Below are 24,942 nucleotides of genomic sequence, written 5' to 3'. Positions count from 1 at the left end.
CCGATCGACGGCGAGCGGCCCTAGGCCGCGCCCCCCAGGTCGCGGATCGGGTCGAGGACGGCCTCGGCCGCCCAGGTCGCCGCGTCGGCGATGTCGCGGCCGCTCATGCCGAACTCGCGCCGCATGGTCACCCACGTCGCGGACGAGTCGAGGTGGCAGAGCGCCGCGACGATGTCCCGACGCTCGCCGTCGTCGAGCGACGGGACCTCGCGTCGCAGCATCGCGTCGAAGTGCGACCGCTGCGGGGCCGGTTCGGCGCCGTTCACGCCGCGCATCGCCGACTCGGCGACGACGTGGGCGAGCTCCGGACGCCGGTCGTACGCCTCGACCGCCTCGCGGATGGCGATGGGCACGTCGAAGATCGACTCGGAGTCCTGACGGGTGAAGATCGTCGCCTCGATCCAGGCCGAGGTCGCCAGCAGGAGGTCGACGCGGGTCGGGTAGTGACGGAAGACGGTGCGCTCCCCCACGCCGGCGCGCAGCGCGATGAGGCGGAACGACACGTCGTCGGTGCCGACCTCCTCGATGAGTTCGGCGTAGGCCGCGAGGATCGACGCCTGGGTCCCCGAGAGCTCGGGTGCCGACGTGGTCATCGCGTCGCCCGGCTCGACCGAGGGGCCGCCGGGAGCACCCGGCGCATCGCCGTGTCGAACGCGCGGAACGTCTCGTCGGCGCTCATGTCGAACCCGGAGCGCATGCGCGCCCAGAACATGGGCGACGCGAGGTGGCGGGCGGTCGCGGCCGCGCGCAGCGCGTCGCGCCGGTTGAGGTTCGGCGCCGCGGTGTCGAGCATCGCCACGATCGCCGCGGTGATCGGTGCGGCGGCGGCGTCGCCGGTCGGCGAGAGCGCTGCTCCCCGGGCGGCGACGAACGCGAACGCCGGCTCGGCGTCATACGCCCGGAAGCGTGCGCGGACGGCCTCGCGGAAGCCGTCGACGGTGCGGAACTCCCCCACGGGGAAGTGCTCCTCCTCGATCCACCGGCCGAGCGCCTCGAGCAGGTGCGACCGGGTGGGGAAGCGCCGGTAGATCGTGCGCTCGGAGACCTCCGCCAGCTCGGCGAGCTCGAGGTAGGAGACGTCCTCGAAGGTGTTCTGGCGCAGCAGCTTCGCCGCGCTCGCGAGGATGGCCGAACGCGTGTCGTCGGATTCCTCCGTCACGTGCGCCCTCCCCTCGTTCGCGGTTCGGTCGCGACCGGCTCGGGCGGGAGGACGTACCGGTCGGACTCGTCGAGCGCCAGGGCCAGGGACGACACGAACTGCACCTCGCCGTGCGGTCCGGGTTCGGCCGACGCGAGCATGTCCGGTCGCTCGAAAGTGTAACCGGTGACGTGGCACCGCAGCCGCTCCCCCGACGGGTTGCCGTCGGAATCGAGGATCGGGCTCGGGATGCCGTCGGAGGTGCGCCGGAGATAGAACCGGCCGCGCGTCGCGAGCGCCATCAGGGGCGTGACCAGCGCGGCGACGCCGATCGCGATGAGCACGGAGAACGGCTGCATCGCCGGCCCGAACGCTCCCGCGAAGCATGCCAGCGAGAGCAGCGACGCCAGGCCGACCGAGACGAGTCCCACCGGGTTCCAGTCGTGCAGCATGCCGCGCCGGAACTCCGGGAAGCGCGGCGAGATGCGGAGCAGGTGCTTGTTGACCACGATGTCGGCGGAGATCGTCACGAGCCATGCCATGACGACGTTCGCGTAGAGGCTCAGTACCACCGAGATGAGGCTGAAGACGCCGAGCAGCATGAGCCCGAGCGCGATGACCAGGTTGAAGAGCACGAAGACCGTGCGGCCCGGGTAGCGCTTCTTGACGCGCGTGTACACGTTCGACCAGGCGAGCGAGCCCGAGTACGCGTTGGTGACGTTGATCTTCACCTGCGCGATGACGATGAGGATGAGCGCCAGGATGAGCGCCACCCAGTCGGGCAGCAGCGACTGGTACATGCCGAGCAGCTGCTTGACCGGTTCGACCGCGCGGTCGCCGATCGACGGGTTCACCTTCGTCACGAGGTAGACGGCGAGGAAGAGCCCGATGACCTGCTTCGTGCCGCTGAAGATGACCCAGCCGGGTCCGCTGAACACGAACGAGGTCCACCACGACGTCGCGTTCGCCCGCGTGCGCGGCGGCATCACGCGGATGTAGTCGATCTGCTCCGCGAGCTGCGGCGTCAGTGCGAAGCACACGGCCGCGCTCGCGACCACGGCGCTGAAGCTCGCCTCGCCGTCGGAGACGCCGGTGAAGTCGATGAACTCCGTCACCACGTCGGGCTGGGTGAAGACGATCCAGATGAGCGGCAGCAGTGCCAATGCCAGCCAGAGCGGCGTGGTCCAGAACTGCAGTCGCTCGAGCGCGCGCATCCCGAAGATCACGATCGGGATCACGACGACCGTGGAGATCAGGTAGCCGATGGGCATGGGGATGCCCACGGCCGCCTCGAGCCCCTGCGCCATGATCGCCCCCTCGAGCGCGAAGAAGATGCAGGTGAACCCGGCGAACACGACGGTGGTGATGATCGAGCCGTAGTAGCCGAAGCCCGAGCCGCGGGCGATGAGGTCGAGGTCGAGGTTGTACCGGGCCGCGTAGTAGGCGACCGGGAACCCGACGAGGAAGATGATCACGGATGCCAGCAGGATGCCGAGCAGCGCGTTCGTCGTGCCGTGCTCCAGCCCGATGCTGGCGCCGATCGAGAAGTCGGCCAGGAACGCGATCGACCCGAGCGCCGTGCCGCCGACCGACAGCGCGCTCCAGCGGCGGAAGGAACGGGGCACGTACCGGAAGGCGTAGTCCTCGAGGCTGTCCTCGGCGGCGGCGCGCGCGTCACCTGCACGGCCCTCGGACCTCACGCGCAGCGTATCCACACCGACCTCCCGGGCGTCCCCGACATGAGGATTGTCCCGGTCGAGTGTTTCCAACGCGTTGCCGTGACGATTCGCTGTGGATCAGATCGCCATGGCCTCCCGCACGCTGTCGATGGCCTCCGCACCTCCCGCACCGGTCATCGTGATGCGCCCCGACTGCAGCACGTAGTAGTCGTTCGTGGAGCGCAGCGCGAATCCCACGTGCTGCTCGACGAGCAGCACCGACAGGTCGCCCCGTCGGGTGAGGTCGATGATGACCCGCTCGATGTCGGCGACGATGTTCGGCTGGATGCCCTCCGTCGGCTCGTCGAGCACGAGCAGCCTCGGCTTCGTCAGCAGCGTGCGCGCGATCGCGAGCTGCTGGCGCTGGCCGCCCGAGAGCAGGCCCGCGCGACGCGCGAGCAGTTCCTTCAGCACGGGGAACAGGTCGAAGACCTCGTCGATCTCCGACTGCCGCTTCGCGACCAGCTGGAGGTTCTCGAGCGTCGTCATCTGCGGGAAGCACTGCTGCCCCTGGGGGACGTACCCGAGCCCGCGCTTCACGCGCTTCGACGGCGGCATCCTCGTGACATCCTCGCCGTCGATGAGCACCTTCCCGCTCATCACCGGCAACAGGCCCGTCGCGACGCGCAGCAGGGTGGTCTTGCCGGCGCCGTTGTGGCCCATGATCGACACGGCCTGGCCGTCGGGGATCGTGACGGTGACATCGTGCAGCACCTTCGTGCGGCCGTAGCCGGCAGTGACTCCGGTGATCTCGAGCATCAGTGACCCATCCCTTCCACGGCGGCGTCCGCCGACGTCCCGAGGTAGACCGCCTGCACGCGCGGGTCCGCCTGGACCTGCTCGACGGTGCCCGCGGTCAGCAGCTTGCCGGTGTGCATGACCGTCACCCACTCGGCGTAGTTGCGCACGAAGTCCATGTCGTGCTCGATCACGATGATCGTGCGCTCGTCGCCGATGCGGCGGAGCAGCTCACCGGTCTCGTCGCGCTCGTCGGCGTTCATGCCCGCGACCGGCTCGTCGAGGAACATCACCTTGGCGTCCTGCACCAGCAGCATGCCGATCTCGAGCCACTGCTTCTGCCCGTGGGCGAGGATGCCGGCCGGCACGTCGCGCAGGGCCGACAGCCCGATCGTCTCGAGCGCCTCCTCGACGTAGTCGGGCACGCCACGGCGGCGGAACGGGAGCCGCCAGGCCTTCCGATGCACGCCGCCCGCGATGTCGAGGTTCTGCAGCACCGAGAGCTCGTCGAAGACGGTCGCCGTCTGGAAGGTGCGCCCGACCCCGGCGCGGATGATCTTGTTCGTCTTCATCGCGACGAGGTCCATCCCGTCGTACAGGGCACTGCCCGTGGAGGGGACGAGCCCGGTCAGCGCATCCACCAGGGTCGTCTTGCCGGCGCCGTTCGGGCCGATCAGGAAGTGCACCTGGCCCTTCAGCATCAGCAGGCTGACGTCGTCGACCGCGGTGAACCCGTCGAAGCTCACGGTGAGGTGGGACACGGCGACGGACGTCTCCGCGTCGGGTGCGGGCGGCTCCACCGCCTCGTCGACGGTCGTGGCCTGGTCGTTCGCGCTCATGCGGAGACCTCCGCCTTCTCGGACTTCGCGGCCGTTTCGGTCGGCGCGGGGGGCGTCGGCGCGGCCGTGTCGCCGCGGCGTCCCGCGACCAGCCCCTTCGCCCGGGTGTACAGCGACGCGAGCCCGTTCGGCAGGAACAGCGTCACGACGACGAACAGCAGGCCGAGGATGTAGATCCACCCCTCGGGCCAGCTCGAGGCCAGGCTGGACTGCCCCCAGCCGATCGCCATGGCGCCCAGCACCGGGCCGAACAGCGACGCGCGTCCGCCGAGGGCGACGCCGGCGATCATGAGGATCGACGCGGAGGCGCCGATCTCGGCCGGCGTGATGATGCCCACGAGCGGCACGAACATGGCCCCGCCGATGCTGGCCATGACCGCGGCGATCACGAACGCGGTGAGCTTGATGTTCGCCGGGTCGTAGCCGAGGAACCGCACGCGCTCCTCGGCATCGCGGGTCGCGAGCAGCAGCTCGCCGAAGCGGCTCCGGTGGAGCTGCCAGACGAGCAGCATGCAGGCGATCAGCAGCCCGGCGGTGATGAGGTAGATCATCACCTTGTTGGCGTCGTCGCTGAGCAGGAACCCGAAGAAGGTGCGGAAGCCGCTGAGGCCCGTGTCGCCGCCGGTCTCGCGAATGGTCGAGCTGACCAGCACCGCGGTCGCGACCGCGAGCGCCTGGGTGAGGATCGCGAAGTACGCGCCCTTCACCCGCCGCTTGAAGAGGGCGTAGCCGAGGATGCCCGCGACGACGACCGGCAGCACGATGATCGCCGCCAGCGTGAACAGCTCGCTGCGGAACGGCTCCCAGAACGCCGGGAGCGGCGCCAGCGGGTCGTACAGGATCATGAACGAGGGGATGCCGTCGGGGCCGGCGTTCTCCAGCGTCATGTGCATCGCCATGGCGTAGGCGCCGAGCCCGAAGAAGACGCCCTGGCCCATGACGAGCATGCCGCCGCGGCCCCAGGCGAGGCCGATGCCCACGGCGACGATCGCCCAGGCGCAGTACTTGCCGAGGTTGTTGATCCAGTGCATCGACAGCACCGAGGGGGCGACGGCGAGCAGCACCACCGCGAAGACGGCGATGCCGATGAGCGACGCCCACGGCTTGAGTTTCGTCAGTGCGGTCATGCCAACCCCCTGGTGCGTACGGTGAACAGGCCCTGCGGGCGGAACTGCAGGAAGACGACGACGAGGGCGAAGGCGAGCACCTGCGCGAGGCTGCCCGTCGTCCAGTCGGCGAAGAGGGCCATCGCGACGCCGATCACCCAGGCGGCGATGACCGTGCCCTTGACCTGGCCGATGCCGCCGGCGACGACCACGAGGAACGCCGGGATGATGTACTGCGTGCCCATCTGGGAGTTCGTGCCGCCGATGAGCGATGCGGCGACGCCGGCGACACCGGCGAGGCCGGAGCCGACGAAGAACGTGATGCGGTCGACGACGCGGGTGCGGATGCCGATGGTCTCGGCGAGGTCGCGGTTCTGCACGGTGGCCCGGATGCGACGGCCGAACGAGGTGTACTTGAGCCAGGCGGCGAGCGCGGCGACGCACGCCGCGGCCAGCAGGATGGTGAACAGCTGTCGGTACGGCCAGGCGTAGCCGAAGACGTCGAGCTGGCCCTGGAGCCACTCGGGGTTCTCGACCGGCACGCCCTGGGCCGGGAAGATCTGGAGCGCCGCCTGCTGGAGGATGAGCGCCACGCCGACGGTCACGAGGAGCGTGTCGAGCGGCCGCCGGTACATCCACTGGATGATGCTCACCTCGAGGAGGAGCCCGAGGAGCCCGGCGACGACGAAGGCGAGCGGCAGCGCGACCGGGATCGAGATGCTGCTCGACGGGATGATCAGCTGGGTCAGGTAGGCGACGAAGGCGCCGGCCATGATGAACTCGCCGTGCGCCATGTTGATCACCCCCATCTGGCCGAAGGTGAGCGTGAGGCCGAGGGCCGACAGCAGCAGCAGCGCGCCCAGCGCGGTGCCGTTCAGCAGGGGCGGGATGAGTGCTTCCACCTGCGGGCGCTCCTTTCCGTGAGCATGGGATCTCGAGCGGGTCCGGGACGCGGGGCCCCGTGCCGTGGCGGCACGGGACCCCGCGTCGGCGGGATCAGCCCGCGGCCGCCACGAGCGCGTCGCGGACGTCGGCCGGGAACCAGTCGTACTCGTCGAGGTACGGGTCCGGGTCGATGAACCCGTCCGACTCCCAGACGATGTCGAACTGGTTGTCCTCGTTGATCTGCCCGATGTGGCCGGGCTTGGAGATGTGGTGGTTCTCACCGTCGAGCGTGACGACGCCCTCGGGAGCGTCGACCGTGATCTCGTTCTCCGTGGCCGCGGCGTTCACCGCGTCGACGTCGAAGCTGCCTGCCGCCTCGACCAGCGCCTTGTACAGGTAGAGCGAGATGTACGCGGCCTCCATCGGGTCGCTGGTCACGCCGCTCGAGCCCGGGTAGGCCTGCCAGGCCTCGATGAACTCGGGGTTGTTCGGGGTGTCGAGCGACTGGAAGTAGTTCCACGAGGCGTAGTTGCCGGTGACCTCGTGGCCCATGGCGGGCGCCTCCTCCTCGGCGATCGACACCGAGATGATCGGGGTCTCCTCGGGCGAGAGGCCGGCGTCGTAGTAGGCCTTGATGAAGCCGACGTTCGACGAGCCGTTGATGGTGTTGAACACGAAGTCGGGGTCGGCCTCGACGATCTTCGCGACCTGCGTCGTCCAGTCGTCCTTGTCGAGCGGCACGTACTCCTCGCCGACGATCTCGATGCCGAGCTCGGCCGCGTAGAGCTTGATGATGGCGTTCGCCGTGCGCGGGAACACGTAGTCGGAGCCCGCGAGGAACAGGGTCTCCACGCCCTCGGCCGCGAGGAAGTCCATCGCGGGGAGGATCTGCTGGTTCGTGGTCGCGCCCGTGTAGTAGATGTTCGGCGACGACTCGAGGCCCTCGTACTGCACCGGGTAGAAGAACAGCCCGTTGTGCTCCTCGACCACCGGCTTGACGGCCTTGCGCGACGACGAGGTCCAGCCGCCGAAGATCGCCGCGACGCAGTCCTGCGTGAGCAGCTTCTCGGTCTTCTCCGCGAAGGTCGGCCAGTCGGTGGCGCCGTCCTCCTGGATGTACTCGATCTGCTTGCCGAGGATGCCGCCGTCGGCGTTGATCTCGTCGGCCGCCATGTGCAGCACGTTGGAGACGGTGGTCTCGGAGATCGCCATGCCGCCGGTGAGCGAGTTGAGGAAGCCGAGCTTGATGGTGTCGCCCGACGTGTCGACGCAGCTCTCGGAGGCGTCGTCGGATGCGGTGTCGCCGGCGCGCGCGCCGCAGCCGGAGAGGATGAGGGCCGTGGTCGCGGCGATCGCGCCCGCGGCGAGGAGCGCCTTGACGCGCTTCCTGCTCGTGGTGATCATGCTGTGCTCCGTTTCGGTGTGAAGTGGTGCGAATCGCGGGGCGGGAGGCACGGTCGCCGGGGATGCACGACCGGACCCGCCCGCGATGCGGATCCCTCGGATCCGCCCATCGCAGGTGGGAGGTGCTCGTGGTGCGCCGGGGCGGAATCGTCGCGGTACCGACGCGATCCGACCCGGTGGTACTCGTCGGCAGAAGACTGCCGACCGCTGCAGGTGCTCCTAGATTCGAGGTTCGGCATTACATTGACATTGCTTCGATATGTCACTCGTGTTAATGCTCGGGAGGCGATCGTCGGGGAACCGCCGCACAAGGCCCGGAATCACGGGAAATGACGGTGAATCCGCCACCATCGTCCCCAGCGGCGCGATCCTGCCACGCAGCCGCCGTTGCAGAATTGTGACAGTGTTCTGTCAGCAGCACCGGTGCAGACCGGTGTGGTCCGTGTCAGCGAACCAGCGCAGCGACGCGACGCTCGTGGCACGTGGGAGCAGCGCGGCACGCTCTCGCAGGCGCGAGCATCGGCACCGGTGCGACCGATCAGCCGGCGGTGGTCGCCTCGCGGTCGGCGACGTCGAGCGCGTCGACGTCGCGCGATCGCGGGCGCTGGCGCGTGCGCGGACGCGCACGCGAACGCGAACGCGAACGCGAACGCGTCAGAGGTTCACCCATTCGGTGGTGCCGCCCGCGAGGTGCTGGCGCTTCCAGATGGGGGTGCGCTCCTTGATGCGGTCGACGAGGGCGGCGCAGGCCGCGAACGCCTCGGCGCGGTGGGGGGCGGCGACGGATGCCACGAGCGCCACGTCCCCGATCGCCAGCGCGCCGTACCGGTGGGCCGCGGCGACGCGCAGCCCCGTCTCGGCCGCGATCTCCGCGCACGTCTCGCGCAGGAACTTCTCGGCGTCGGGGTGGGCCTGGTACTCGAGCGCGCTCACCGACTCGCCGTGGTCGTGGTCGCGGATGACGCCCTCGAACGTCACGACGGCGCCGTCCCGGCGCGTCGTGACGAACGCCTCGATCGCGGCGCGGTCGAGCGGGTCCGTGGTGACGACGGCGAGCACCTCAGGCATGCGCGGCCCCCTCGCCGCGGTGGTGGTCGGCCGCCGCAGTCCGGTGGTCCCCGCCGTCGAGCTGGTCGAGCACGTGCGGCAGCAGGCCCGCGAGCACGTCGAGGCCGTCGGCGACGCCGCCGCGCGAGCCGGGCAGGTTCACCACCACGGTGCCGCCGGCCACTCCGGCCAGCGCGCGACTGAGCGCGGCGGTCGGGGTCTTCGCGAGGCCCGCGGCACGGATCGCCTCGGCGATGCCCGGCAGCTCGCGGTCGAGCACCGCCGCGGTCGCCTCGGGCGTGCGGTCGCCGGGGTGCACGCCGGTGCCGCCGGTGGTGAGCAGCACGCGCGGCCCACGGGCGACGGCCGCGGCGATCGCCGTGCCGATGTCGGCGTCGGCGACCACGATCGGCTCCGCCACGTCGAAGCCCATCGCGGCGAGGCGCTCGGCGATCACGGGGCCGGTCTCGTCGGCGTAGACGCCGGTCGCGGCGCGCGTGGAGGAGACGATGACCTCGGCGGTGCGACGGGAGGACCGCGCCGACGGAGGGGCATCCGCTCGCGCTGCAGGCTCGGTCTGCCCAGGGGCATCCGCCCGGCCCGTCGCACCCGGCCGGCTCGCCGCACCCGACTGCTCACCCGCATCCGCCCGCCAGTGCCCCCGCTTGCCGCCGGTCTTCTCCACCAGGCGGATGCCGCCGAGCACGGCGCCCGGGTCGACCGCCTTGATCATGTCGTGCAGGGTGAGGCCCGCGACCGCGACGGCGGTGAGGGCCTCCATCTCGACGCCGGTCTTGCCGGTGACGGCGACGGTCGCGCGGATCGCGATCGACGTCTCCCCCAGCTCGAAGTCGAGCGAGACCTTCTCCAGGGGCAGGATGTGCGCGAGCGGGATCAGCTCGCTCGTGCGCTTCGCGCCCGCGATGCCGGCGATGCGCGCGGTCGGCAGCACGTCGGCCTTGGGCAGGTCGTCGGCGCGCACCAGGGCGATCACGTCGGCGGTCGTGTCGAGGCGGCCCTCGGCGACCGCGACCCGGCGCGTGACGGCCTTGGCGCCGACGTCGACCATGCGGGCGCGGCCGTCGTCGTCGAGGTGGGTGAGGCTCATAGCTCCACCGTATCCACGAGGTCGCCGGCCGCGAGTTCCGTGACGTCCTCCGGCACGACGAAGAGCAGGTCGGATGCCGCGAGGGCTGCGACCAGGTGCGATCCGGGGCCGCCGACCGGCACGACCGCGTCGTCGGCGGTGCGGCGCCCGCGGCGGAACTGGCGGCGGCCGGCGACCGAATCGACCGGCTCGGCGAGCGGCAGCCGCGCGGTGCGCGCCGCGGGCAGCAGCGCGATCGCGCGCAGCACGGGCGCGACGAACACCTCGAACGAGATCTGCGCGCTCACCGGGTTGCCGGGGAACGCGACGACCGGCACGCGCTCGTAGACGGCGACCGCCTGCGGGCCGCCCGGCTGCATGGCGACCGAGCCGACCCACGCGCCCATCGGCTCGAGCAGCTCGCGCACCACCTCGTGCGCGCCCTGCGAGATGCCGCCCGAGGTGATCACGAGCTCGGCGCCCGCCGCCACCGCCGCGTCGAGCTCGTCGCGGAAGCGCGCGACGTGATCGCGCACGCGACCCCGGTGCACCACGTCGGCACCCGTGGCCGCGACCGCGGACGCCAGCGCGACGCCGTTCGCGTCGGGCAGTTCGCCCGGCGCGAGCCGGGCACCCGCGTCGACGAGCTCCGATCCGGTGGAGATCACCGCGACGCGCACGCGCTCGCGCACGAGCAGGTGGGTCAGGCCAGAGGCCGCGGCGGCGGCGAGGTGGCGGGAGGCGAGGCGGATGCCCGGGGGCAGCACGTCGGCGCCGGCGGCGAGGTCCGATCCGGCCTCGCGCACGTAGGTGCCCCGGGCGACGGGCGTCTCGATGCGCACCTGCTCGGTGCCGCGGTCGGTGCCCTCGACCGGGACGACCGCGTCGGCGCCCTCCGGCACCGGCGCGCCGGTCATGATGCGCACGGTCGTGCCCGGGGCGAGCGGGGCGGGCGCGCCCGGAGCGGCGGCGACCTCGCCGGTGACGGGCAGCGTGAGCGGGGCATCCGTCGTATCGGCCGCGCGCACCGCGTAGCCGTCCATCTGCGCGTTGCGGAACGGCGGGAGCGCGATGGGCGACGCGGTGGGCGAGACGGTCACGCGGCCGAGGGCCTCGGCCAGCGCGACCCGTTCGGCGGGTCGCGCGGAGAGTCCCGTGAGCAGGCTCCGCACGTACGCGGCGTGTTCGTCGACCCCGATGCGGCTCATGCCCCCATCCTCCCAACTCCGCACCGTTTCCGAGACCCGTCGACTTCCTGCGTTCCCAGCGCTGGGAACGCAGGTTCTTGACGGGTCTCGAACCGGAACGCCCGCGCGGCGCCCGAGACCCGTCAGAAGACCGCGGAATACGGGCCCGGAACGCAGGGAATCGACGGGTCCGGGTCAGTAGCGGGGGACGGTGGGGTCGACGGTGGCCGACCAGGCGTCGAGGCCGCCGTCGAGGTGGCGGATGTCGGCGAAGCCGGCGTGGTCGAGCACGTGCAGCGCGTGCTGCGAGCGCACGCCCAGGTGGCAGAGCGCCACGATCCGCTCGTCGCGGTCGAGTTCGTCGAGGCGGGCCGCGAGTTCGCCCAGTGGGATGTTGATCGCCCCGTCGAGCCGGGCGACGTCGAGTTCCCAGGGTTCGCGCACGTCGAGGAGCAGGGGCGGATGCCCGCCGGCGATCTCGTCCGCCAGCTCCCGCGCGCTGAGCGCATCGTGCGCGACGTGCTGCCGTCGCCCGACCCCGGCCGGGACGGGGCTCGGCGCCGGGGCGGCCGATGGCGCGACGGATGCACCGGAGCCCGCGCCACGCGACCGCTCGTCGGCCGCCGCGCCGGGCACGGGCGCCGCACGCCGGTACGCGATCTCGCGCGTGCGCCCGGACAACGCGTCGAACGTGGCGACCCGTCCGAGCAGCGGCTCGCCGATGCCGGTCAGGAGCTTCAGCACCTCGCCGGCCATGAGGCCGCCCACGACGGTGCAGACGCTGGGGAGGATGCCGTCGATGTCGCAGCTCAGCACCGCGTCGGGGGCCGGGGCCTCGGGGAAGAGGTCGCGGTACGCGACCCCGTGCGCCTCCCACGAGACGCCCGCCTGCCCGGAGAACTTCGCCGCCGACCCCCAGACGAGCGGGATGCCGCGACGTGCGGCCGCGTCGTCGGCGACGTACCGGGTGCGGATGTCGTCGGTGCCGTCGACCACGAGGTCGGCGTCCTCGAGCAGTGCGTCGGCATTCGCCTCGGTGAAGCGCGCGGCATGCGGCTGCACCAGCGTCTCGGGGCTGAGCGTCTGGGCGGCATCCGCCGCCGACTCGACCTTCGCGCGCCCCACGTCGGCGATGCCGTGCAGCACCTGGCGGTGCAGGTTCGTCTCGTCGACCACGTCGTCGTCCACGATCGTGACGCGGCCGACGCCGGCCGCCACGAGCACCGGCACGACCGCGCTGCCGAGGCCGCCCGCGCCGAGCACGACGACGTGGGCGGCGGCGAGCGCCTCCTGGCCGCCGGGACCGACGCCGGGGAGGATGCGCTGGCGCTGGTAGCGCGGGGACGCCGGGTCGACGGGAGGCATGCTCCGATTCTCGCAAGCCGTCGGCGGTGCGCGCACCGATCGGCGACATCCGCCCAGCATGACCGCATTCACGGCTACGATTGCGTATCGGACACGCATCCACGGAGGGGGCATCATGCAGGAGTTCCGCATCGCCGAGGCGGCAGCCCTCCTCGGCGTGAGCGACGACACGGTGCGCCGCTGGGCCGACCAGGGTCGCGTGCCGGTGTCGCGCGCGGCGAACGGCATGCAGGTCGTCGCGGGCGCCGACCTCCTCCCGCTGCTCGGCGAGACCGGCGCCGGCACGGCACTCGCCGACGCGTTCCCCTTCGCCGGCGCCTCGGCGCGCAACCGGTTCGTCGGGCTCGTGACGGCGGTGACCAAGGACGGCGTGATGGCGCAGGTCGACCTGCAGGCCGGGCCGTTCCGGGTGGTGTCGCTCATGACGCGCGAGGCGGCCGACGAGCTCGGCCTCGCCCCGGGCATGCTCGCCGCGGCGAGCGCGAAGGCGACGACCGTCGTGGTCGAGGTGCCGGGCACGGAGCGCCCGTGAGCCGTCGGCTCCGGCGGGGTGCGTCGACGGCGGCGGCATCCGTCGCCCTGCTCGCCCTCGCCGGCTGCTCGGGCACCGGCGCGTTCGCCCCGGTCGACGCGCCCGGCCCGTCGATCACCGTGTTCGCGGCGGCGTCGCTCACCGAGACCTTCGACGAGCTGGCCGCGGCGTTCGAGGCGGCGCATCCGGGCATCGACGTCGCGATCTCGTACGGCGGCAGCTCGACGCTCGTCGGACAGATCCTCGAGGGCGCGCCCGCCGACGTCTTCGCGTCGGCCGACGAGGCCACCATGCAGCGCGCGGTCGACGGCGGCGCGACCGCCGCCGCCCCGGAGGTGTTCGCCACGAACACCCTCGCGCTGGCCGTGCCGGCGGGCAATCCCGCCGGTGTCACGGGCCTCGGCGACCTCGCGGACCCCGACCTCGCGATCGCCCTCTGCGCACCCGAGGTGCCCTGCGGAGCGGCCGCGGCCGAGGTGCTCGAGGGCGCCGGCGTCGACGCGGCGCCCGACACCCTCGAGCAGGACGTCAAGGCCGTGCTCACCCGCCTGTCGCTGGGCGAGGCGGACGCGGGGCTCGTCTACCGCACCGACGTGGCGGCGGCGGGCGGCGCGGTCGAGGAGGTCCCGGCCCCGGGGGTGGATGCCGTCGTCAACGCGTATCCGATCGCGCCGATCGGCACGACCGAAGGCGCCACCGCCCGCGAGTTCATCGCGTTCGTGCGCTCCGACGCGGGTCGGGAGGTGCTCGCCGATGCCGGCTTCGGCCCGCCGTGATCGGGGCACCGCAGGCCGAGGCACGCGTGGCGACCCGGGGCGCGGTCGCATGCCCGTGCCGCTCGTGGCCGTCGCCGTGCTCGCCCTCGCCGTGCTCGTCCTGCCCCTCGTCGCGCTCGTCGTGCGCGCCCCGTGGGACGACCTGCCGGCGCTGGTCGCGAGCGAGCCCGTGCTCGAGGCGCTGCGCCTCTCGGTCGTCACCGCCACCGCGGCGACGGCGTGCTGCCTCGTGCTCGGCATCCCGCTCGCGGTGCTGCTGGCGCACAGCGCCGACGCGCCGCTCCTCCCCCGGCGCCTCCTCCGCGCGGCGGTCACCGTGCCGCTCCTCCTGCCGCCCGTCGTCGGCGGCATCGCGCTCCTGCTCCTCCTGGGGCGGCGCGGCCTCGTCGGCGCCTGGCTCGCCGAGACCTGGGGCGTGACGGTGCCGTTCACCACGGGAGCGGTGGTGATCGCGCAGGTGTTCGTCTCGATGCCGTTCCTCGTGTTCGCGGTCGAGGGCGCGCTGAGCGGCGCGGACCGTCGCGTCGAGCAGGCCGCCGCGACCCTCGGCGCCTCGCGCTGGCAGGTCTTCCGGCACGTCACGCTGCCGCTGGTCGCCCCGGGCGTCGCCGCCGGCGCGGTGCTCTGCTTCACGCGGGCGCTCGGCGAGTTCGGCGCGACCATCACGTTCGCGGGGTCGCTCCCGGGCGTGACCCGCACGCTCCCGGTGGCGAGCTACCTCGCCCTGCAGTCCGACCCCGACGAGGCGGTGGCGATCGCCCTGCTCCTGCTCGTGGTCGCGGTCGCGGTGCTGCTGCTCCTGCGCGACCGCTGGGCGCCGGGGGTGCGGGCGTGAACGGCGACGGATGCCTCGCCGGCACGTTCACCGCCCGCCGCGGCGAGCTCGAGGCGAGCGTCGACCTCGACGTCGCGCCCGGCAGGACGCTCGCACTGTTCGGGCCGAACGGCGCGGGCAAGTCGACCGTGCTGGCCGCCATCGCCGGGCTCGTCCCGCTCGCGAGCGGGCGGCTGCGCCTCGGCGACCGCGTGCTCGCGGATGCCGGAATCGGGCGTGCGCTCGCCCCGGAGGACCGCCGTATCGGCGTCGTGTTCCAGGACTACCTGCTCTTCCCGCACCTCACGGTGCGCGACAACGTGGCGTTCGCCGCGCGCATGGCCGGCGCGTCGCGCCGGGCGTCGCGCGAGGCGGCGGAGGCCTGGCTCGCACGGGTGGGCGCGAGCGGCCTCGCCGCGAGGCATCCGCTCGCCCTCTCCGGCGGCCAGCAGCAGCGGGTCGCCGTGGCCCGCGCCCTCGCGGCGGAACCCGACGCCCTGCTGCTCGACGAGCCGCTGTCGGCGCTCGACGTCGAGGTGCGCGCCGACCTGCGCCGGGAGCTCGCGGCCCATGTGCGGGGCTTCGGCGGGCCGACGCTGCTGGTCACGCACAGCCTCGCCGACGCGGAGCTCGCCGACGAGGCCGTCGTGCTCGAGGCGGGCAGGGTCACGCAGCGCGGCACGCTCGACGAGCTCCGTCGGGCGCCCGCAACCGCGTACGTGGAGCGACTCGTGCACGCTGCAGCCTGAGCGGAACGCCGGTGCATCCTCGTGCGTGCTAGACCGGTACGGGCACGATCGAGGGAGCGCATGACGACGACGGACACCGTGGGATTCGGCGGGCGGCGCGGACCCATCCTCATCGCCCTCATGCTCTCCACGGGACTCGTCGCGATCGAGGCCACCATCCTGGCGACCGCGGTGCCGACGATCGTTGCCGACCTCGGCGGCTTCGCCTCGTTCCCGTGGCTCTTCTCGGCGTACCTGCTCGCGCAGGCGGTGACCGTGCCGGTGTACTCGAAGCTGGCCGACACCATCGGGCGCAAGCCGATCATCCTGCTCGGCATCGGGCTGTTCCTCGTCGGCTCGGTGCTCTGCGGCCTCGCCTGGGACATGGGGGCGCTGATCGCGTTCCGTGCGGTGCAGGGCCTCGGCGCGGGTGCCGTGATGCCCATGGCCGTGACCATCGCCGGCGACATCTACACCGTGCGCGAACGTGCGAAGGTCACGGGCTACTTCGGCTCGGTCTGGGCAGCCTCGTCGGTCGTCGGCCCGACCCTCGGCGGGCTGTTCGCCGAGTTCGCGTCGTGGCGCTGGATCTTCTTCGTGAACATCCCGCTCTGCCTCCTGGCGATGTGGATGATCGTGCGGCTCTACCACGAGCACCTCGAGCGCCGCGAGCACCGCATCGACGTCGCCGGCGCGGTCACGCTCACGCTCGGGCTGACCGCGGTGATCCTCGGGCTGCTCGAGGGCGGGCAGGCCTGGGCGTGGTCGTCGTGGCAGTCGCTCGCCGCGTTCGGATTCGGCGCAGTGATGCTCACCGCGTTCGCGTTCGTCGAGCGGCGCGCGGCCGAGCCGGTGCTGCCGATCGCGATCCTCTCGCGGCGGCTGATCCTCACGACCTCGCTCATCTCGATGGGCGTGGGCGCGTCGCTGATCGGGCTCACCTCGTACGTGCCGACCTACCTCGAGGTGACGACCGGGGTGGGCCCGATCGTCGGCGGCCTCGCGGTCGCCTGCATCAGCATCGGCTGGCCGATCGCGTCATCGCAGTCGGCGAGGCTCTACACCCGGGTCGGCTTCCGCACGACCGCGCTCGTCGGCCTCGCGTTCGCCATGGTCGGCGCGGCCGCGCTGTTCGTGACGTCGGCGTGGCCGAACCCGGTCAGCACCGCGATCTCCTGCCTCGTCGTCGGCTTCGGGCTGGGCCTCGCGACCACGCCGAGCCTCGTCGCCGCTCAGTCGGCGGTGCCCTGGCACGAGCGCGCGGTCGTGACCGGGACCAACCGGTTCACGCGCTCGATCGGCAGCGCGGTCGGCGTGGCGGTGTTCGGCACGATCGCGAACGCCATCGTGCTCGCGTCGGCCGGGGGCGCCGAGTCGGCCGAGGCCGTCCAGCGCGCCTCGAGCGCGGTCTTCCTCGCCGCGTTCGTCGCCGCCGTGCTGACGGTCGGCGCGGCGATCGCGATGCCGCGAGTGCGCGTCGAGGACCTCGAGCCGCCCGCGCAGTCCCCCGCTGCCCGGGACTGACGCACGGCGCGCCCGCTCCGCGGCCGCCCGGGGCATCCCCTCCGCCGCGTCGGGAATGCGATCGGCCGCCGCGCGTTGCACCAAGGGTCTGCACGATTCCGAGGGGGCGCATGGCCGAGACCGTATCCGTGGGATTCCGATCCGATCGCGGCCCCATCCTGATCGCGCTGATGCTGTCGACGGGGCTCATCGCGATCGATGCGACGATCCTCGCCACGGCCGTGCCGTCGGTCGTCGCCGACCTCGGCGGGTTCTCGCAGTTCCCGTGGCTGTTCTCGATCTACCTGCTCGCGCAGGCCGTGTCGACGCCCGTCTACGCGAAGCTCGCCGACACGATCGGGCGCAAGCCGCTCATGCTGTTCGGCGTCGGGCTCTTCCTCGTCGGGTCGGTGCTCTGCGGGTTCGCCTGGGACATGGGCTCGCTGATCGTGTTCCGGGCGATCCAGGGGCTCGGCGCGGGGGCCGTGATGCCCATCTCGGTCACGATCGCGGGCGACATCTACACCGTCCGGGAGCGCGCGAAGGCGCAGGGCTACCTCGCGAGCGTCTGGGCGATCTCGTCGGTCGTCGGGCCGACCCTCGGCGGCCTGTTCTCGGAGTACCTGTCGTGGCGGTGGATCTTCTTCGTGAACATCCCGCTGTGCCTCATCGCGGCCTGGATGCTGCTGCGGAACTACCACGAGACCCTCGAGCCACGGAAGCACCGGCTCGACATCGCGGGGGCCTCGACGCTCACGGTGGGGCTCACGCTCGTCATCCTCGGCCTGCTCGAGGGCGGCCAGGCATGGGCGTGGCTGTCCTGGCAGAGCGCGGTCGCGTTCGGGGCGGGCGGCGTGCTGCTCGTCGCGTTCGGACTGATCGAGCGGCGCGCGGCCGAGCCCGTGCTGCCGCTGTGGATCTTCTCCCGACGGCTGATCCTGACGACCTCGCTCATCGGGCTCGGCGTCGGCGCCGCGCTCATCGGCCTGACATCGTACGTGCCGACCTTCCTCGAGACGTCCGCGGGCGTCACGCCCCTCGTCTCCGGGCTCGCGGTCGCCGCGCTCACGCTCGGCTGGCCGATCGCCGCGTCGCAGTCGGGCCGGCTCTACCTGCGCATCGGCTTCCGGCCCACCGCGTTCATCGGGCTGACGATCACGGTCGCGGGCAGCGCGATGCTGTTCGCCTTCTCCGCCTGGCCGAACCCGGTGCTGTCGGCACTCGCCTGCTTCGTGGTCGGCCTCGGCATGGGGCTGGTGGCCACGCCGACCCTCATCGCCGCCCAGTCGTCGGTGCCGTGGAACGAGCGCGGCGTCGTGACCGGCACGAACATGTTCACCCGCTCGATCGGCAGCGCCGTCGGCGCCGCCGTGTTCGGCGCGGTCGCGAACGGCATCATCGCCCGGTCCGGCCTCGGCAGCGACTCGCCGGACGCGATCCAGCAGGCGGCGTCCGCCGTCTTCCTGGCGGTCATGGTGGTCGCGGTGCTCACGCTGCTGGCCGCGGTCGCGATGCCCAGCGCCCGGGTGGACGACGTCGAGCAGCCGGTGGGGCAGGTCGCCCCGACCGGCTGACGACGCGGTCAGGCCGCCGTCGCGACGGCGAAGCCCTCGGTCCAGCCGATGCGCTCGTTCACCGCGAGGGTGAGCTGCAGGAAGCCGAGCGACTCGAGCTCGCGGGCCCGCGACAGCGCGCCCGCGTCGACCACGCGCACGCCGCCGGCCTCGAGCACGGACGCGAGCGACTGCTTCGCGTCGGCGTCGTCCCCGGCGACCAGGACGGTGGTGGGCGCATCGCCGACGGTCTTGGAGACGAGGGTCGCGGCGAAGTTCGTGTTGAACGCCTTGAGCACCGTGGACCCGGGCAGGGCGGCCTGGATCTCCGCGGCGGCCGACGAGTCGGCGGGCACGACCAGCGAGTCGAAGGTGGTGAAGTCGAGCGGGTTGGTGATGTCGACGACGGTCTTGCCGGCGAGCGCGGCACCGTGTCGCTCGATGATGCCGGCGACCTCGGGGTAGGGCACCGCCAGGACGACGATGTCGCCGTCGATCGACGCGCCCTCGCGCGAGAGGTACTGCACGTCGGCACCGCCGTCGGCGACGATGCCGCCGATCGCCGTGCCCATGTTGCCGTTGCCGATGATGCTGACCGTGGTCATGCGGGTCTCCGTTCAATTGGTTGTTGGAACAACTGAATGCTGCCACAGATTGGTTGTTGCGTCAACTTCTCGCTAGGATGGTGCCGTGGACACGGAGACGACGCCCGAGATGACGGGAACCGAGGAGGCGGCCTGGGTGCGCCTGGTCGCCCTCGCCGAGCTGCTCCCCGGCGTGCTCGACGCCCAGCTCCTCCGTGACGCGCAGATCACGCACTTCGAATACCTCGTGCTCATGACGCTCGCCGGCTCGCCCGACCGCACGTCGCGCATGACGCGGCTCGCCTCGCGCACCAACGCCACGCTCCCCCGCCTCTCGCACGTCGCGCGCCGCCTCGAGCAGCGGGAGCTGATCGAGCGCTTCCCGTGCCCGGAGGACCGCCGCGCCACGAACGCGCGACTCACCGACACCGGGGTCGAACTCCTCGACGCGGCCGCGCCGGGCCACGTCGACACCGTGCGCCACTACGTGCTCGACGCCCTCTCGCCCGACGACCTCGACCGGCTCTACGAGATCGCGGGCATCCTGCTCGAGCGACTCGACCCCGACGGCCGGATGACGGCCACCTCCTGCCATCCGGCGAAGGCCGCGGCGACCGCGGAGCCCGCCGGCGCGCACTGAGCCCGGGCACCGGCCCGTGCCGGCGGCGACGCGCGCGCGGCTACCCGAGGACGTGCAGGCCGAGCGCCAGCCCGACCGCGGCTCCCGTGAGCACGCAGATTCCGCCGGCGGCGATCAGCGCAGACGTGCGCCGACGCGCCGCCAGGGCAACGGTCGCGGGCCGCGACGCGCGCGCCAGTCGGCGCTGCTCGCGCCGGCTGAGGATCATGCCGCGGATGATGTCGCGCATCGTCGCGGAGACGTCGTGCGCCGTGGGGCGCGCCGCGGGATCGCCCTCGGTCATCGCCTCGAGGATCGCACGCCACTGGGGCGGCAGGTCCTCGGGGATGCGCGGCCGACGGCTCAGCCGGGCGACCGCCGCCTCGATCGGCGTGCCGGTGTACTCCCGCTGCCCCGTGTACGCCTCCAGGAGCACGAGTCCGAGCGAGTAGATGTCGCTCGCGACGCCCACGTCGCCGCCGCGCGCCTGCTCGGGCGAGATGTAGCTGGCGGTCCCGAGGATCGAGCCGGAATCGGTCATGCGGGAGGCGTGGGTGAACTGGGCCACGCCGAAGTCGGCGAGCTTGGCGACGATGGTGTAGCCGAGTGCGGGCCGATCGTCGACCAGCACGTTGTCGGGCTTCACGTCCCGGTGCACGACTCCCTGGTCGTGCACGTAGGCCAGTGCGTCCGCGAGCTGGGCGCCGACGTCGGCGACGTACCGCGGCGCCAGCGCACCGTCCCCGAGGCGCCGGGCGAGCGAGCTGCCCTGGACGAGTTCCATGACGACGTAGCGGCGGGGCAGGCCTCGATCCTCCAGCACGCCGGCGTCGTACACCTCGACGAGTCCGGGATGCCGGAACGAGCCCAGCAGCCGGATCTCGCGCTCGCGACGCACCGGGTCGCCGCCCGGCTCGCCGTCGTCGCGGAACACCTTGACGGCCACGTCGCGCCCGAGCTGCGTGTCGTGCGCTCGGTAGACGTCGGCCATGCCGCCGGAGCCGATGTGCTCGATGAAGCGATATCGCTGCACGTCACCCCGCGGCACCACGGGCTCCTGTGGGAGCGGGGATTCGATCACGCAGGTTCTCCTGATTCGGTCGGAGATCGACCGACGGGACTCCGCGGATCGTTAAGTGAGCTTACCCCACGACCGTCCCCGACACCCCATCGCCTATATCACGGCTCGGTGACGAAGCATTCCGACGCGTCGCCTGCACCGCGATGCTCAGCGGGCATCGTAGGTGAGGCAGTCCGCGGCGTCGGCCCCCGCCCCGATGCGCACCGCGGGCGCCGTGCACTCGAGCGACTCGTTGTGCATGCAGTCCACGCGCTGGCACGCCCCCACGTGCGTCACGACCTTGTCGAGCCCGCCCTTGGTCGAGAGGGGGATGAACGTCGCGCACTGGGCGTCGCCGTTCGACCCGGCGATGGTGACCGCCGCCGCATGGCAGTGCGAGTGGTCGTTGTAGGAGCATCCGGCGACCGAGCACTCGGTGACGGCGGGCAGATCGGCGAGCATGGTCATTTCGGCCTCCGGGGTGCGTCGGTGTCAGCGTCCTGTGGCCGATGCTAGCCCCGCGGGCAGCGATGCACCAGCCCTTCGTGACGCGTGTTCCGGCTGGTCAGAGGCGCTTTTCAGGTGAGCCTCACCTTACCTGCGAGGCATCCGCCCGCCTGCCTCAGACGATGGCGGATGCCTCGTCGCGGCGCTCCCGCGCGGCCAGGCGACGACCGCCGCCGGAGATGATGCGCGCGCGCACCGCCCCCGAGATCGAGTCGACTGCGATCGTCACCAGGATGATGACGACCAGCGTGATGCCGATCTGCTCCCACTCGCGCCGGTTGAACAGCTGCGACAGCAGCGAGCCGATGCCGCCCGCGCCGATCACGCCGAGCACGGCGCTCGCACGGATGTTGATCTCGAACCGGTACAGCCAGAACGCGACGATCTCGGGCAGCGCCTGCGGCAGGATCGCCCAGCGCATGCGCTGCACGGGGCGTGCACCCGCGGCGAGCGCGGCCTCGACCGGGCCCTGGTCGATCGACTCGATCGCCTCGGCGGTGAGCTTGCCCAGCGTGCCGATCGAGCCGATGCCGAGCGCCAGGGCACCGGTCAGCGGCCCGAGGCCGAAGATCGGCATGATCAGCACGATCGCGAGGATGATCTCGGGCAGCGCGCGCACGGCGTTCAGGAACTGCCGCGTCACGAACACCACGCCGGCCGGCGACACCGTGCGGGCGGCGAGGAAGCCGAGCGGCAGTGACAGGACCGCGCCGATGAGCGTGCCGATCCACGCCATCTGGATCGACTCGAGCATGCGGCCGATCGCGAGCACCCAGTACTCGCTCCACGGCACCTCGAGCGGGTTGTGCGCGAGGCCGGCCCCCATCAGGCCGAGGTAGTTGCCGATGGCGGCGGGGAGGTCGGCGATGCGGATCCAGTTCGCGTCCACCAGCCAGACGCTGAGGATCACCACTGCGAGGCTCGCGAGGAGTCCGAGCGTGTGCGGCCACTTGCTCGGCGGCGTCGGCCGGGTGGTCGCCGGTGCGGGGGCGGTGGGACGCGTGGCGGTCGTCATGAGATGCGCCTCCGGATCGCCTGCGACGCGAGGTCGACGGCCAGCACCACCACGAAGGTCGCGATGAAGATCGCCGAGACGTTCTCCCACGCGAACCGCCCGAGCTGCACCAGGAGCACGTTGCCGATGCCGCCGGCGCCGGCGAGGCCGATCACGATCGAGGCGCGGATGTTCAGCTCGAACACGTAGAGGCTGTAGCTGAGGTAGTTCGGCAGCACCTGCGGGTAGACGGCCCAGCGCGCGCGCTGGACGCCGTTGGCGCCCGAGGCGTCCGCCGCCTCGATCGGTCCGGGGTCGACCGCGTCGATCGACTCCGAGGTGAGCTTGGCGATGATGCCGATGTTGAACATCACGAGCGCGAGGATGCCCGCGAGCGACCCCACGCCGACGAGCGCGACCAGCAGGAACGCCCAGCCGATGTCGGGGATCGAGCGGATGACCGACAGCACCCACTTCACGACCTGGTGCGCGACGGGGTTGGCCAGCGTCACCTTCGACGCCAGCATCGCGGCGAGCAGGCCGAGGAGGCACCCGATGAGGCTCGCGAGCACCGCGATCGAGAGCGTCTCGAGCCACGCGTTGCCGACCTGGAAGATGAATCCCCAGTTCGGCGCGAAGAACTCCTGGATCACGAACCAGCCGCGCGAGGCGTCCGTGAACAGCGGTGCGAGCGTGAACTCGATGCCGAGCCCCGACCAGAGGGTGATCGCCGCAGCGGCCGCGAGCCCGACCCAGAGGGTCCACGACGGAGCGGGCTTGCGAGGGCGGGCGGATGCCCCGGGGCTGCGCGTCGGCGCCGCGGCGGTCATGCCGTCGCGCCCTCGCCGGCCGTCGCCACCGGCGGCGCCTCGTCGCCCGGCAGCACGTCGGCAGCGGTCAGGGAGCGGCCGTAGATCGACTCGAACACGGCGTCGTCGGCCTGGTCGGCGGTGCCGTCGAAGACGACCTTGCCCCCGCGCATGCCGATGATGCGCTCGCCGTACGCGCGGGCGAGGTCGAGGAAGTGCAGGTTCACGACCGTCGTGATGCCGAGCTCGCGGTTGATGCGCTGGAGGTCGCGCATGACCTGGTTGGCCGTCGGCGGGTCGAGCGATGCGACCGGCTCGTCGGCGAGGATCACCTTCGGCTGCTGCGCGAGGACGCGAGCGATGGCGACGCGCTGCTGCTGGCCTCCGGAGAGCTGCGACGCGCGGACGTAGGCCTTGTCGACGATGCCGACGCGCTCGAGGGCCTCGAACGCCAGCTCGGTGTCGGACGCCTTCCAGGCGCCGACGAGCGAGCGCAGCGTCGAGGTCGCGTGCAGCCGGCCGAGGAGCACGTTGTTCATGACGCTCGTGCGCGTGACGAGGTTGAACGACTGGAAGATCATGCCGACCTCCGCTCGCAGCTGCCGGAGCTTCCGCTTGCCGGCCCCGCTGACGGTGCGGTCACCCACCTCGAGCGTGCCGCTCGTCACGGGCACCAGCCCGTTGATCGTGCGGACCAGGGTCGACTTGCCCGCCCCGGAGAGCCCGACGACGACCACGAACTGGCCGTCGGGGATCTCCAGGTCGATCGAGTCGAGCCCCAGCGTGCCGGTGGGGTAGCGAACGGAGACATCGCTGAATCGGATCACGTGATCATCCTGCCGTGCGAACGGTGATGGCCACGCCGCGTGCGTGCGGCGTGGCCATCACCTGTGGTGCTGACTACTGGTCGCCGAAGTTCTCGTAGACCGCGCGCGCCGCGTCGAGCGCGTCGAGGTCGGCCGGAACCAGGCCGTCGATCTCGTACACCGCGTAGAGCGCGGCCGCGCCCTCCTCGGTGTCGGCCACCGCGAGGAACGCGTCGGTGATCTTCTCCTGCCACTCCTCCGAGAGCGAGCCGGAGACGGCCACGCCGTCGTTCGGGATCAGCGTCGAGTACGCGAAGACCGTGACCTTCTCGCCGACGTCGTTGGCCTCCTCGACGACCGAGCCGCGGGCGTCGTTGAAGCTCGTGCCGATGGTGGCGTCACCGTCGTAGACCGCGCGCACCGCGTTCGGGTGGCCGCCGGCGAAGAACGCGCCCGACAGGTCGAACGGGTCCAGGCCGAGCTCGCCGAGCTGGGTCGCCGGGTAGTAGTAGCCCGATGCCGAGCCCTCGTCGACGAACGCGATGGTCTCGTCCTGCTCGACGAGCGCGAGCGCGTCCTCGCCGAGCGGGCCCTCGCTCGTGGCATCCGTGCCGTTGCAGTAGGTGAAGTCGTAGCCGTCGTCGTCGGTGACGGTCACGACGTCGTCGAGGCAGAAGCGGTCGGGGTCGTTCGTGAACCACTGCGTGACGTAGGTGCTGCCGCCGAAGCGCACCGACTGGAGCACCGGCACGGCGCCGGCCTCGTCCTGCGCCTGGACCATGCCGATCGGGCCGAACATGCCGATCTGCGCCTGGTCGGCCTGCATCGCGACGATGAGGCCCGCGTAGTTGTCGGTGACCTCGACCTCGACGGGGATGCCGAGCTCGTCGCTCAGCAGGGCGGCGAGGTCCTCGCCGTCGGTGACGACCTGGTCGACGTCCGACGAGGGCACGAGGCCGAGGACGAGGCTCTCCGGCGCCTCCGGCGTGGCCTCCGCGTCCGAGCCGGAGTCGCCCGAGGCGCATCCGGTGGCGGCGAGGGCGATGCCGGCGGCGATCGCTGCGGTGGTGATGAATCTGCGGTGTCTCATGTGCCTCTTCCTCGGGTGCTGCGTCATGTCCAACGAATCGAAGCGACCGAGCA

Annotated in this window: 26 protein-coding genes; 7 read left to right on the top strand and 19 right to left on the bottom strand. The window is 72.0% G+C overall.

Going from position 1 to position 24,942, the window contains the following annotated elements:
* Nucleotides 1-20 precede the first annotated feature (20 nt).
* From ABZK10_RS09465 to ABZK10_RS09410, 12 genes are all read right to left on the bottom strand, one after another.
* Nucleotides 21-593 carry a TetR/AcrR family transcriptional regulator gene (locus ABZK10_RS09465; RefSeq protein ID WP_353808942.1) on the bottom strand — a complete coding sequence of 191 codons (573 nt, stop codon included), beginning with the start codon at nucleotides 591-593 and terminating at the stop codon, nucleotides 21-23.
* Nucleotides 590-1,159, bottom strand: coding sequence for a TetR/AcrR family transcriptional regulator (locus ABZK10_RS09460; protein WP_353808941.1), 570 nt, complete (start codon nucleotides 1,157-1,159; stop codon nucleotides 590-592). The genes ABZK10_RS09465 and ABZK10_RS09460 overlap by 4 nt, the downstream gene beginning before the upstream one ends.
* The gene (locus ABZK10_RS09455; protein ID WP_353808940.1) at nucleotides 1,156-2,838 is read right to left on the bottom strand and encodes a purine-cytosine permease family protein; all 1,683 of its coding nucleotides are present in this window, start codon (nucleotides 2,836-2,838) and stop codon (nucleotides 1,156-1,158) included. Before ABZK10_RS09455 ends, ABZK10_RS09460 begins: the two co-directional genes overlap by 4 nt.
* A gap of 96 nt (nucleotides 2,839-2,934) precedes the next feature.
* Nucleotides 2,935-3,615 carry an urea ABC transporter ATP-binding subunit UrtE gene (gene urtE / locus ABZK10_RS09450; protein ID WP_353808939.1) on the bottom strand — a complete coding sequence of 227 codons (681 nt, stop codon included), beginning with the start codon at nucleotides 3,613-3,615 and terminating at the stop codon, nucleotides 2,935-2,937.
* Nucleotides 3,615-4,433, bottom strand: coding sequence for an urea ABC transporter ATP-binding protein UrtD (gene urtD, locus ABZK10_RS09445; protein WP_353808938.1), 819 nt, complete (start codon nucleotides 4,431-4,433; stop codon nucleotides 3,615-3,617). Before urtD ends, urtE begins: the two co-directional genes overlap by 1 nt.
* Entirely contained in the window at nucleotides 4,430-5,560 is a 1,131-nt protein-coding gene (urtC, locus tag ABZK10_RS09440) for an urea ABC transporter permease subunit UrtC (RefSeq protein ID WP_353808937.1), read from the bottom strand. The genes urtD and urtC overlap by 4 nt, the downstream gene beginning before the upstream one ends.
* A complete protein-coding gene (gene urtB, locus ABZK10_RS09435) occupies nucleotides 5,557-6,441 on the bottom strand; it encodes an urea ABC transporter permease subunit UrtB (protein ID WP_353808936.1) in 885 nt (294 codons plus the stop codon). The genes urtC and urtB overlap by 4 nt, the downstream gene beginning before the upstream one ends.
* A 94-nt stretch (nucleotides 6,442-6,535) precedes the next feature.
* On the bottom strand, nucleotides 6,536-7,828 hold the full coding sequence (urtA, locus tag ABZK10_RS09430) for an urea ABC transporter substrate-binding protein (RefSeq protein ID WP_353808935.1): 1,293 nt from the start codon (nucleotides 7,826-7,828) through the stop codon (nucleotides 6,536-6,538).
* A gap of 654 nt (nucleotides 7,829-8,482) precedes the next feature.
* Nucleotides 8,483-8,896 (bottom strand): molybdenum cofactor biosynthesis protein MoaE, encoded by a 414-nt coding sequence (locus ABZK10_RS09425; protein ID WP_353808934.1) that lies wholly within the window; start codon nucleotides 8,894-8,896, stop codon nucleotides 8,483-8,485.
* Complete coding sequence (gene moaCB / locus ABZK10_RS09420; RefSeq protein ID WP_353808933.1) at nucleotides 8,889-9,983, bottom strand: bifunctional molybdenum cofactor biosynthesis protein MoaC/MoaB; 1,095 nt, start codon at nucleotides 9,981-9,983, stop codon at nucleotides 8,889-8,891. The genes ABZK10_RS09425 and moaCB overlap by 8 nt, the downstream gene beginning before the upstream one ends.
* Nucleotides 9,980-11,170: a molybdopterin molybdotransferase MoeA gene (locus ABZK10_RS09415; RefSeq protein WP_353808932.1), complete on the bottom strand. Its 1,191-nt coding sequence runs from the start codon at nucleotides 11,168-11,170 to the stop codon at nucleotides 9,980-9,982. The genes moaCB and ABZK10_RS09415 overlap by 4 nt, the downstream gene beginning before the upstream one ends.
* Before the next feature lie 174 nt (nucleotides 11,171-11,344).
* Nucleotides 11,345-12,514 carry a ThiF family adenylyltransferase gene (locus tag ABZK10_RS09410; protein WP_353808931.1) on the bottom strand — a complete coding sequence of 390 codons (1,170 nt, stop codon included), beginning with the start codon at nucleotides 12,512-12,514 and terminating at the stop codon, nucleotides 11,345-11,347.
* A gap of 115 nt (nucleotides 12,515-12,629) precedes the next feature.
* On the opposite strand from ABZK10_RS09410, the gene ABZK10_RS09405 reads away from it, so the two are divergent.
* The 6 genes from ABZK10_RS09405 (at nucleotide 12,630) to ABZK10_RS09380 (ending at nucleotide 18,441) form a co-directional block, all read left to right on the top strand.
* Nucleotides 12,630-13,046 carry a TOBE domain-containing protein gene (locus ABZK10_RS09405; protein WP_353808930.1) on the top strand — a complete coding sequence of 139 codons (417 nt, stop codon included), beginning with the start codon at nucleotides 12,630-12,632 and terminating at the stop codon, nucleotides 13,044-13,046.
* On the top strand, nucleotides 13,043-13,822 hold the full coding sequence (modA, locus tag ABZK10_RS09400) for a molybdate ABC transporter substrate-binding protein (RefSeq protein ID WP_353808929.1): 780 nt from the start codon (nucleotides 13,043-13,045) through the stop codon (nucleotides 13,820-13,822). Before ABZK10_RS09405 ends, modA begins: the two co-directional genes overlap by 4 nt.
* A 49-nt stretch (nucleotides 13,823-13,871) precedes the next feature.
* Entirely contained in the window at nucleotides 13,872-14,657 is a 786-nt protein-coding gene (locus tag ABZK10_RS09395) for an ABC transporter permease (protein WP_353808928.1), read from the top strand.
* Entirely contained in the window at nucleotides 14,654-15,385 is a 732-nt protein-coding gene (locus ABZK10_RS09390) for a sulfate/molybdate ABC transporter ATP-binding protein (protein ID WP_353808927.1), read from the top strand. The genes ABZK10_RS09395 and ABZK10_RS09390 overlap by 4 nt, the downstream gene beginning before the upstream one ends.
* 60 nt (nucleotides 15,386-15,445) lie before the next feature.
* Nucleotides 15,446-16,888 (top strand): MFS transporter, encoded by a 1,443-nt coding sequence (locus ABZK10_RS09385; protein WP_436408507.1) that lies wholly within the window; start codon nucleotides 15,446-15,448, stop codon nucleotides 16,886-16,888.
* Between the two features lie 110 nt (nucleotides 16,889-16,998).
* On the top strand, nucleotides 16,999-18,441 hold the full coding sequence (locus ABZK10_RS09380) for an MDR family MFS transporter (protein WP_353808925.1): 1,443 nt from the start codon (nucleotides 16,999-17,001) through the stop codon (nucleotides 18,439-18,441).
* 8 nt (nucleotides 18,442-18,449) lie between these two features.
* Here the strand turns inward: ABZK10_RS09380 and ABZK10_RS09375 are convergent, their stop codons facing one another.
* Entirely contained in the window at nucleotides 18,450-19,025 is a 576-nt protein-coding gene (locus ABZK10_RS09375) for an NADPH-dependent F420 reductase (RefSeq protein WP_353808924.1), read from the bottom strand.
* A gap of 85 nt (nucleotides 19,026-19,110) precedes the next feature.
* Here ABZK10_RS09375 and ABZK10_RS09370 point away from each other — a divergent pair, with 85 nt between their 5' ends.
* Nucleotides 19,111-19,644, top strand: coding sequence for a MarR family winged helix-turn-helix transcriptional regulator (locus ABZK10_RS09370; protein WP_353808923.1), 534 nt, complete (start codon nucleotides 19,111-19,113; stop codon nucleotides 19,642-19,644).
* A 40-nt stretch (nucleotides 19,645-19,684) separates the two neighbouring features.
* Here the strand turns inward: ABZK10_RS09370 and ABZK10_RS09365 are convergent, their stop codons facing one another.
* The 6 genes from ABZK10_RS09365 to phnD all read right to left on the bottom strand — a co-directional run bounded on the left by ABZK10_RS09365 (nucleotide 19,685) and on the right by phnD (nucleotide 24,889).
* Nucleotides 19,685-20,704 carry a serine/threonine-protein kinase gene (locus ABZK10_RS09365; protein WP_353808922.1) on the bottom strand — a complete coding sequence of 340 codons (1,020 nt, stop codon included), beginning with the start codon at nucleotides 20,702-20,704 and terminating at the stop codon, nucleotides 19,685-19,687.
* A gap of 147 nt (nucleotides 20,705-20,851) precedes the next feature.
* Nucleotides 20,852-21,151 (bottom strand): DUF1540 domain-containing protein, encoded by a 300-nt coding sequence (locus ABZK10_RS09360; protein WP_353808921.1) that lies wholly within the window; start codon nucleotides 21,149-21,151, stop codon nucleotides 20,852-20,854.
* A gap of 154 nt (nucleotides 21,152-21,305) precedes the next feature.
* On the bottom strand, nucleotides 21,306-22,205 hold the full coding sequence (gene phnE, locus ABZK10_RS09355; protein ID WP_353808920.1) for a phosphonate ABC transporter, permease protein PhnE: 900 nt from the start codon (nucleotides 22,203-22,205) through the stop codon (nucleotides 21,306-21,308).
* Entirely contained in the window at nucleotides 22,202-23,014 is an 813-nt protein-coding gene (gene phnE / locus ABZK10_RS09350) for a phosphonate ABC transporter, permease protein PhnE (protein ID WP_353808919.1), read from the bottom strand. Before phnE (ABZK10_RS09350) ends, phnE (ABZK10_RS09355) begins: the two co-directional genes overlap by 4 nt.
* Nucleotides 23,011-23,820, bottom strand: coding sequence for a phosphonate ABC transporter ATP-binding protein (gene phnC, locus ABZK10_RS09345; RefSeq protein WP_353808918.1), 810 nt, complete (start codon nucleotides 23,818-23,820; stop codon nucleotides 23,011-23,013). The genes phnE (ABZK10_RS09350) and phnC overlap by 4 nt, the downstream gene beginning before the upstream one ends.
* Before the next feature lie 73 nt (nucleotides 23,821-23,893).
* The gene (phnD, locus tag ABZK10_RS09340) at nucleotides 23,894-24,889 is read right to left on the bottom strand and encodes a phosphate/phosphite/phosphonate ABC transporter substrate-binding protein (RefSeq protein WP_353808917.1); all 996 of its coding nucleotides are present in this window, start codon (nucleotides 24,887-24,889) and stop codon (nucleotides 23,894-23,896) included.
* Between the last annotated feature and the right edge of the window lie 53 nt (nucleotides 24,890-24,942).

The organism is Agromyces sp. SYSU T00194, from assembly GCF_040496035.1.
GTDB lineage: Bacteria > Actinomycetota > Actinomycetes > Actinomycetales > Microbacteriaceae > Agromyces > Agromyces chitinivorans.
Note: the sequence above shows the minus strand (reverse complement) of the source record. Positions and strands in the feature narration are given on the sequence as shown.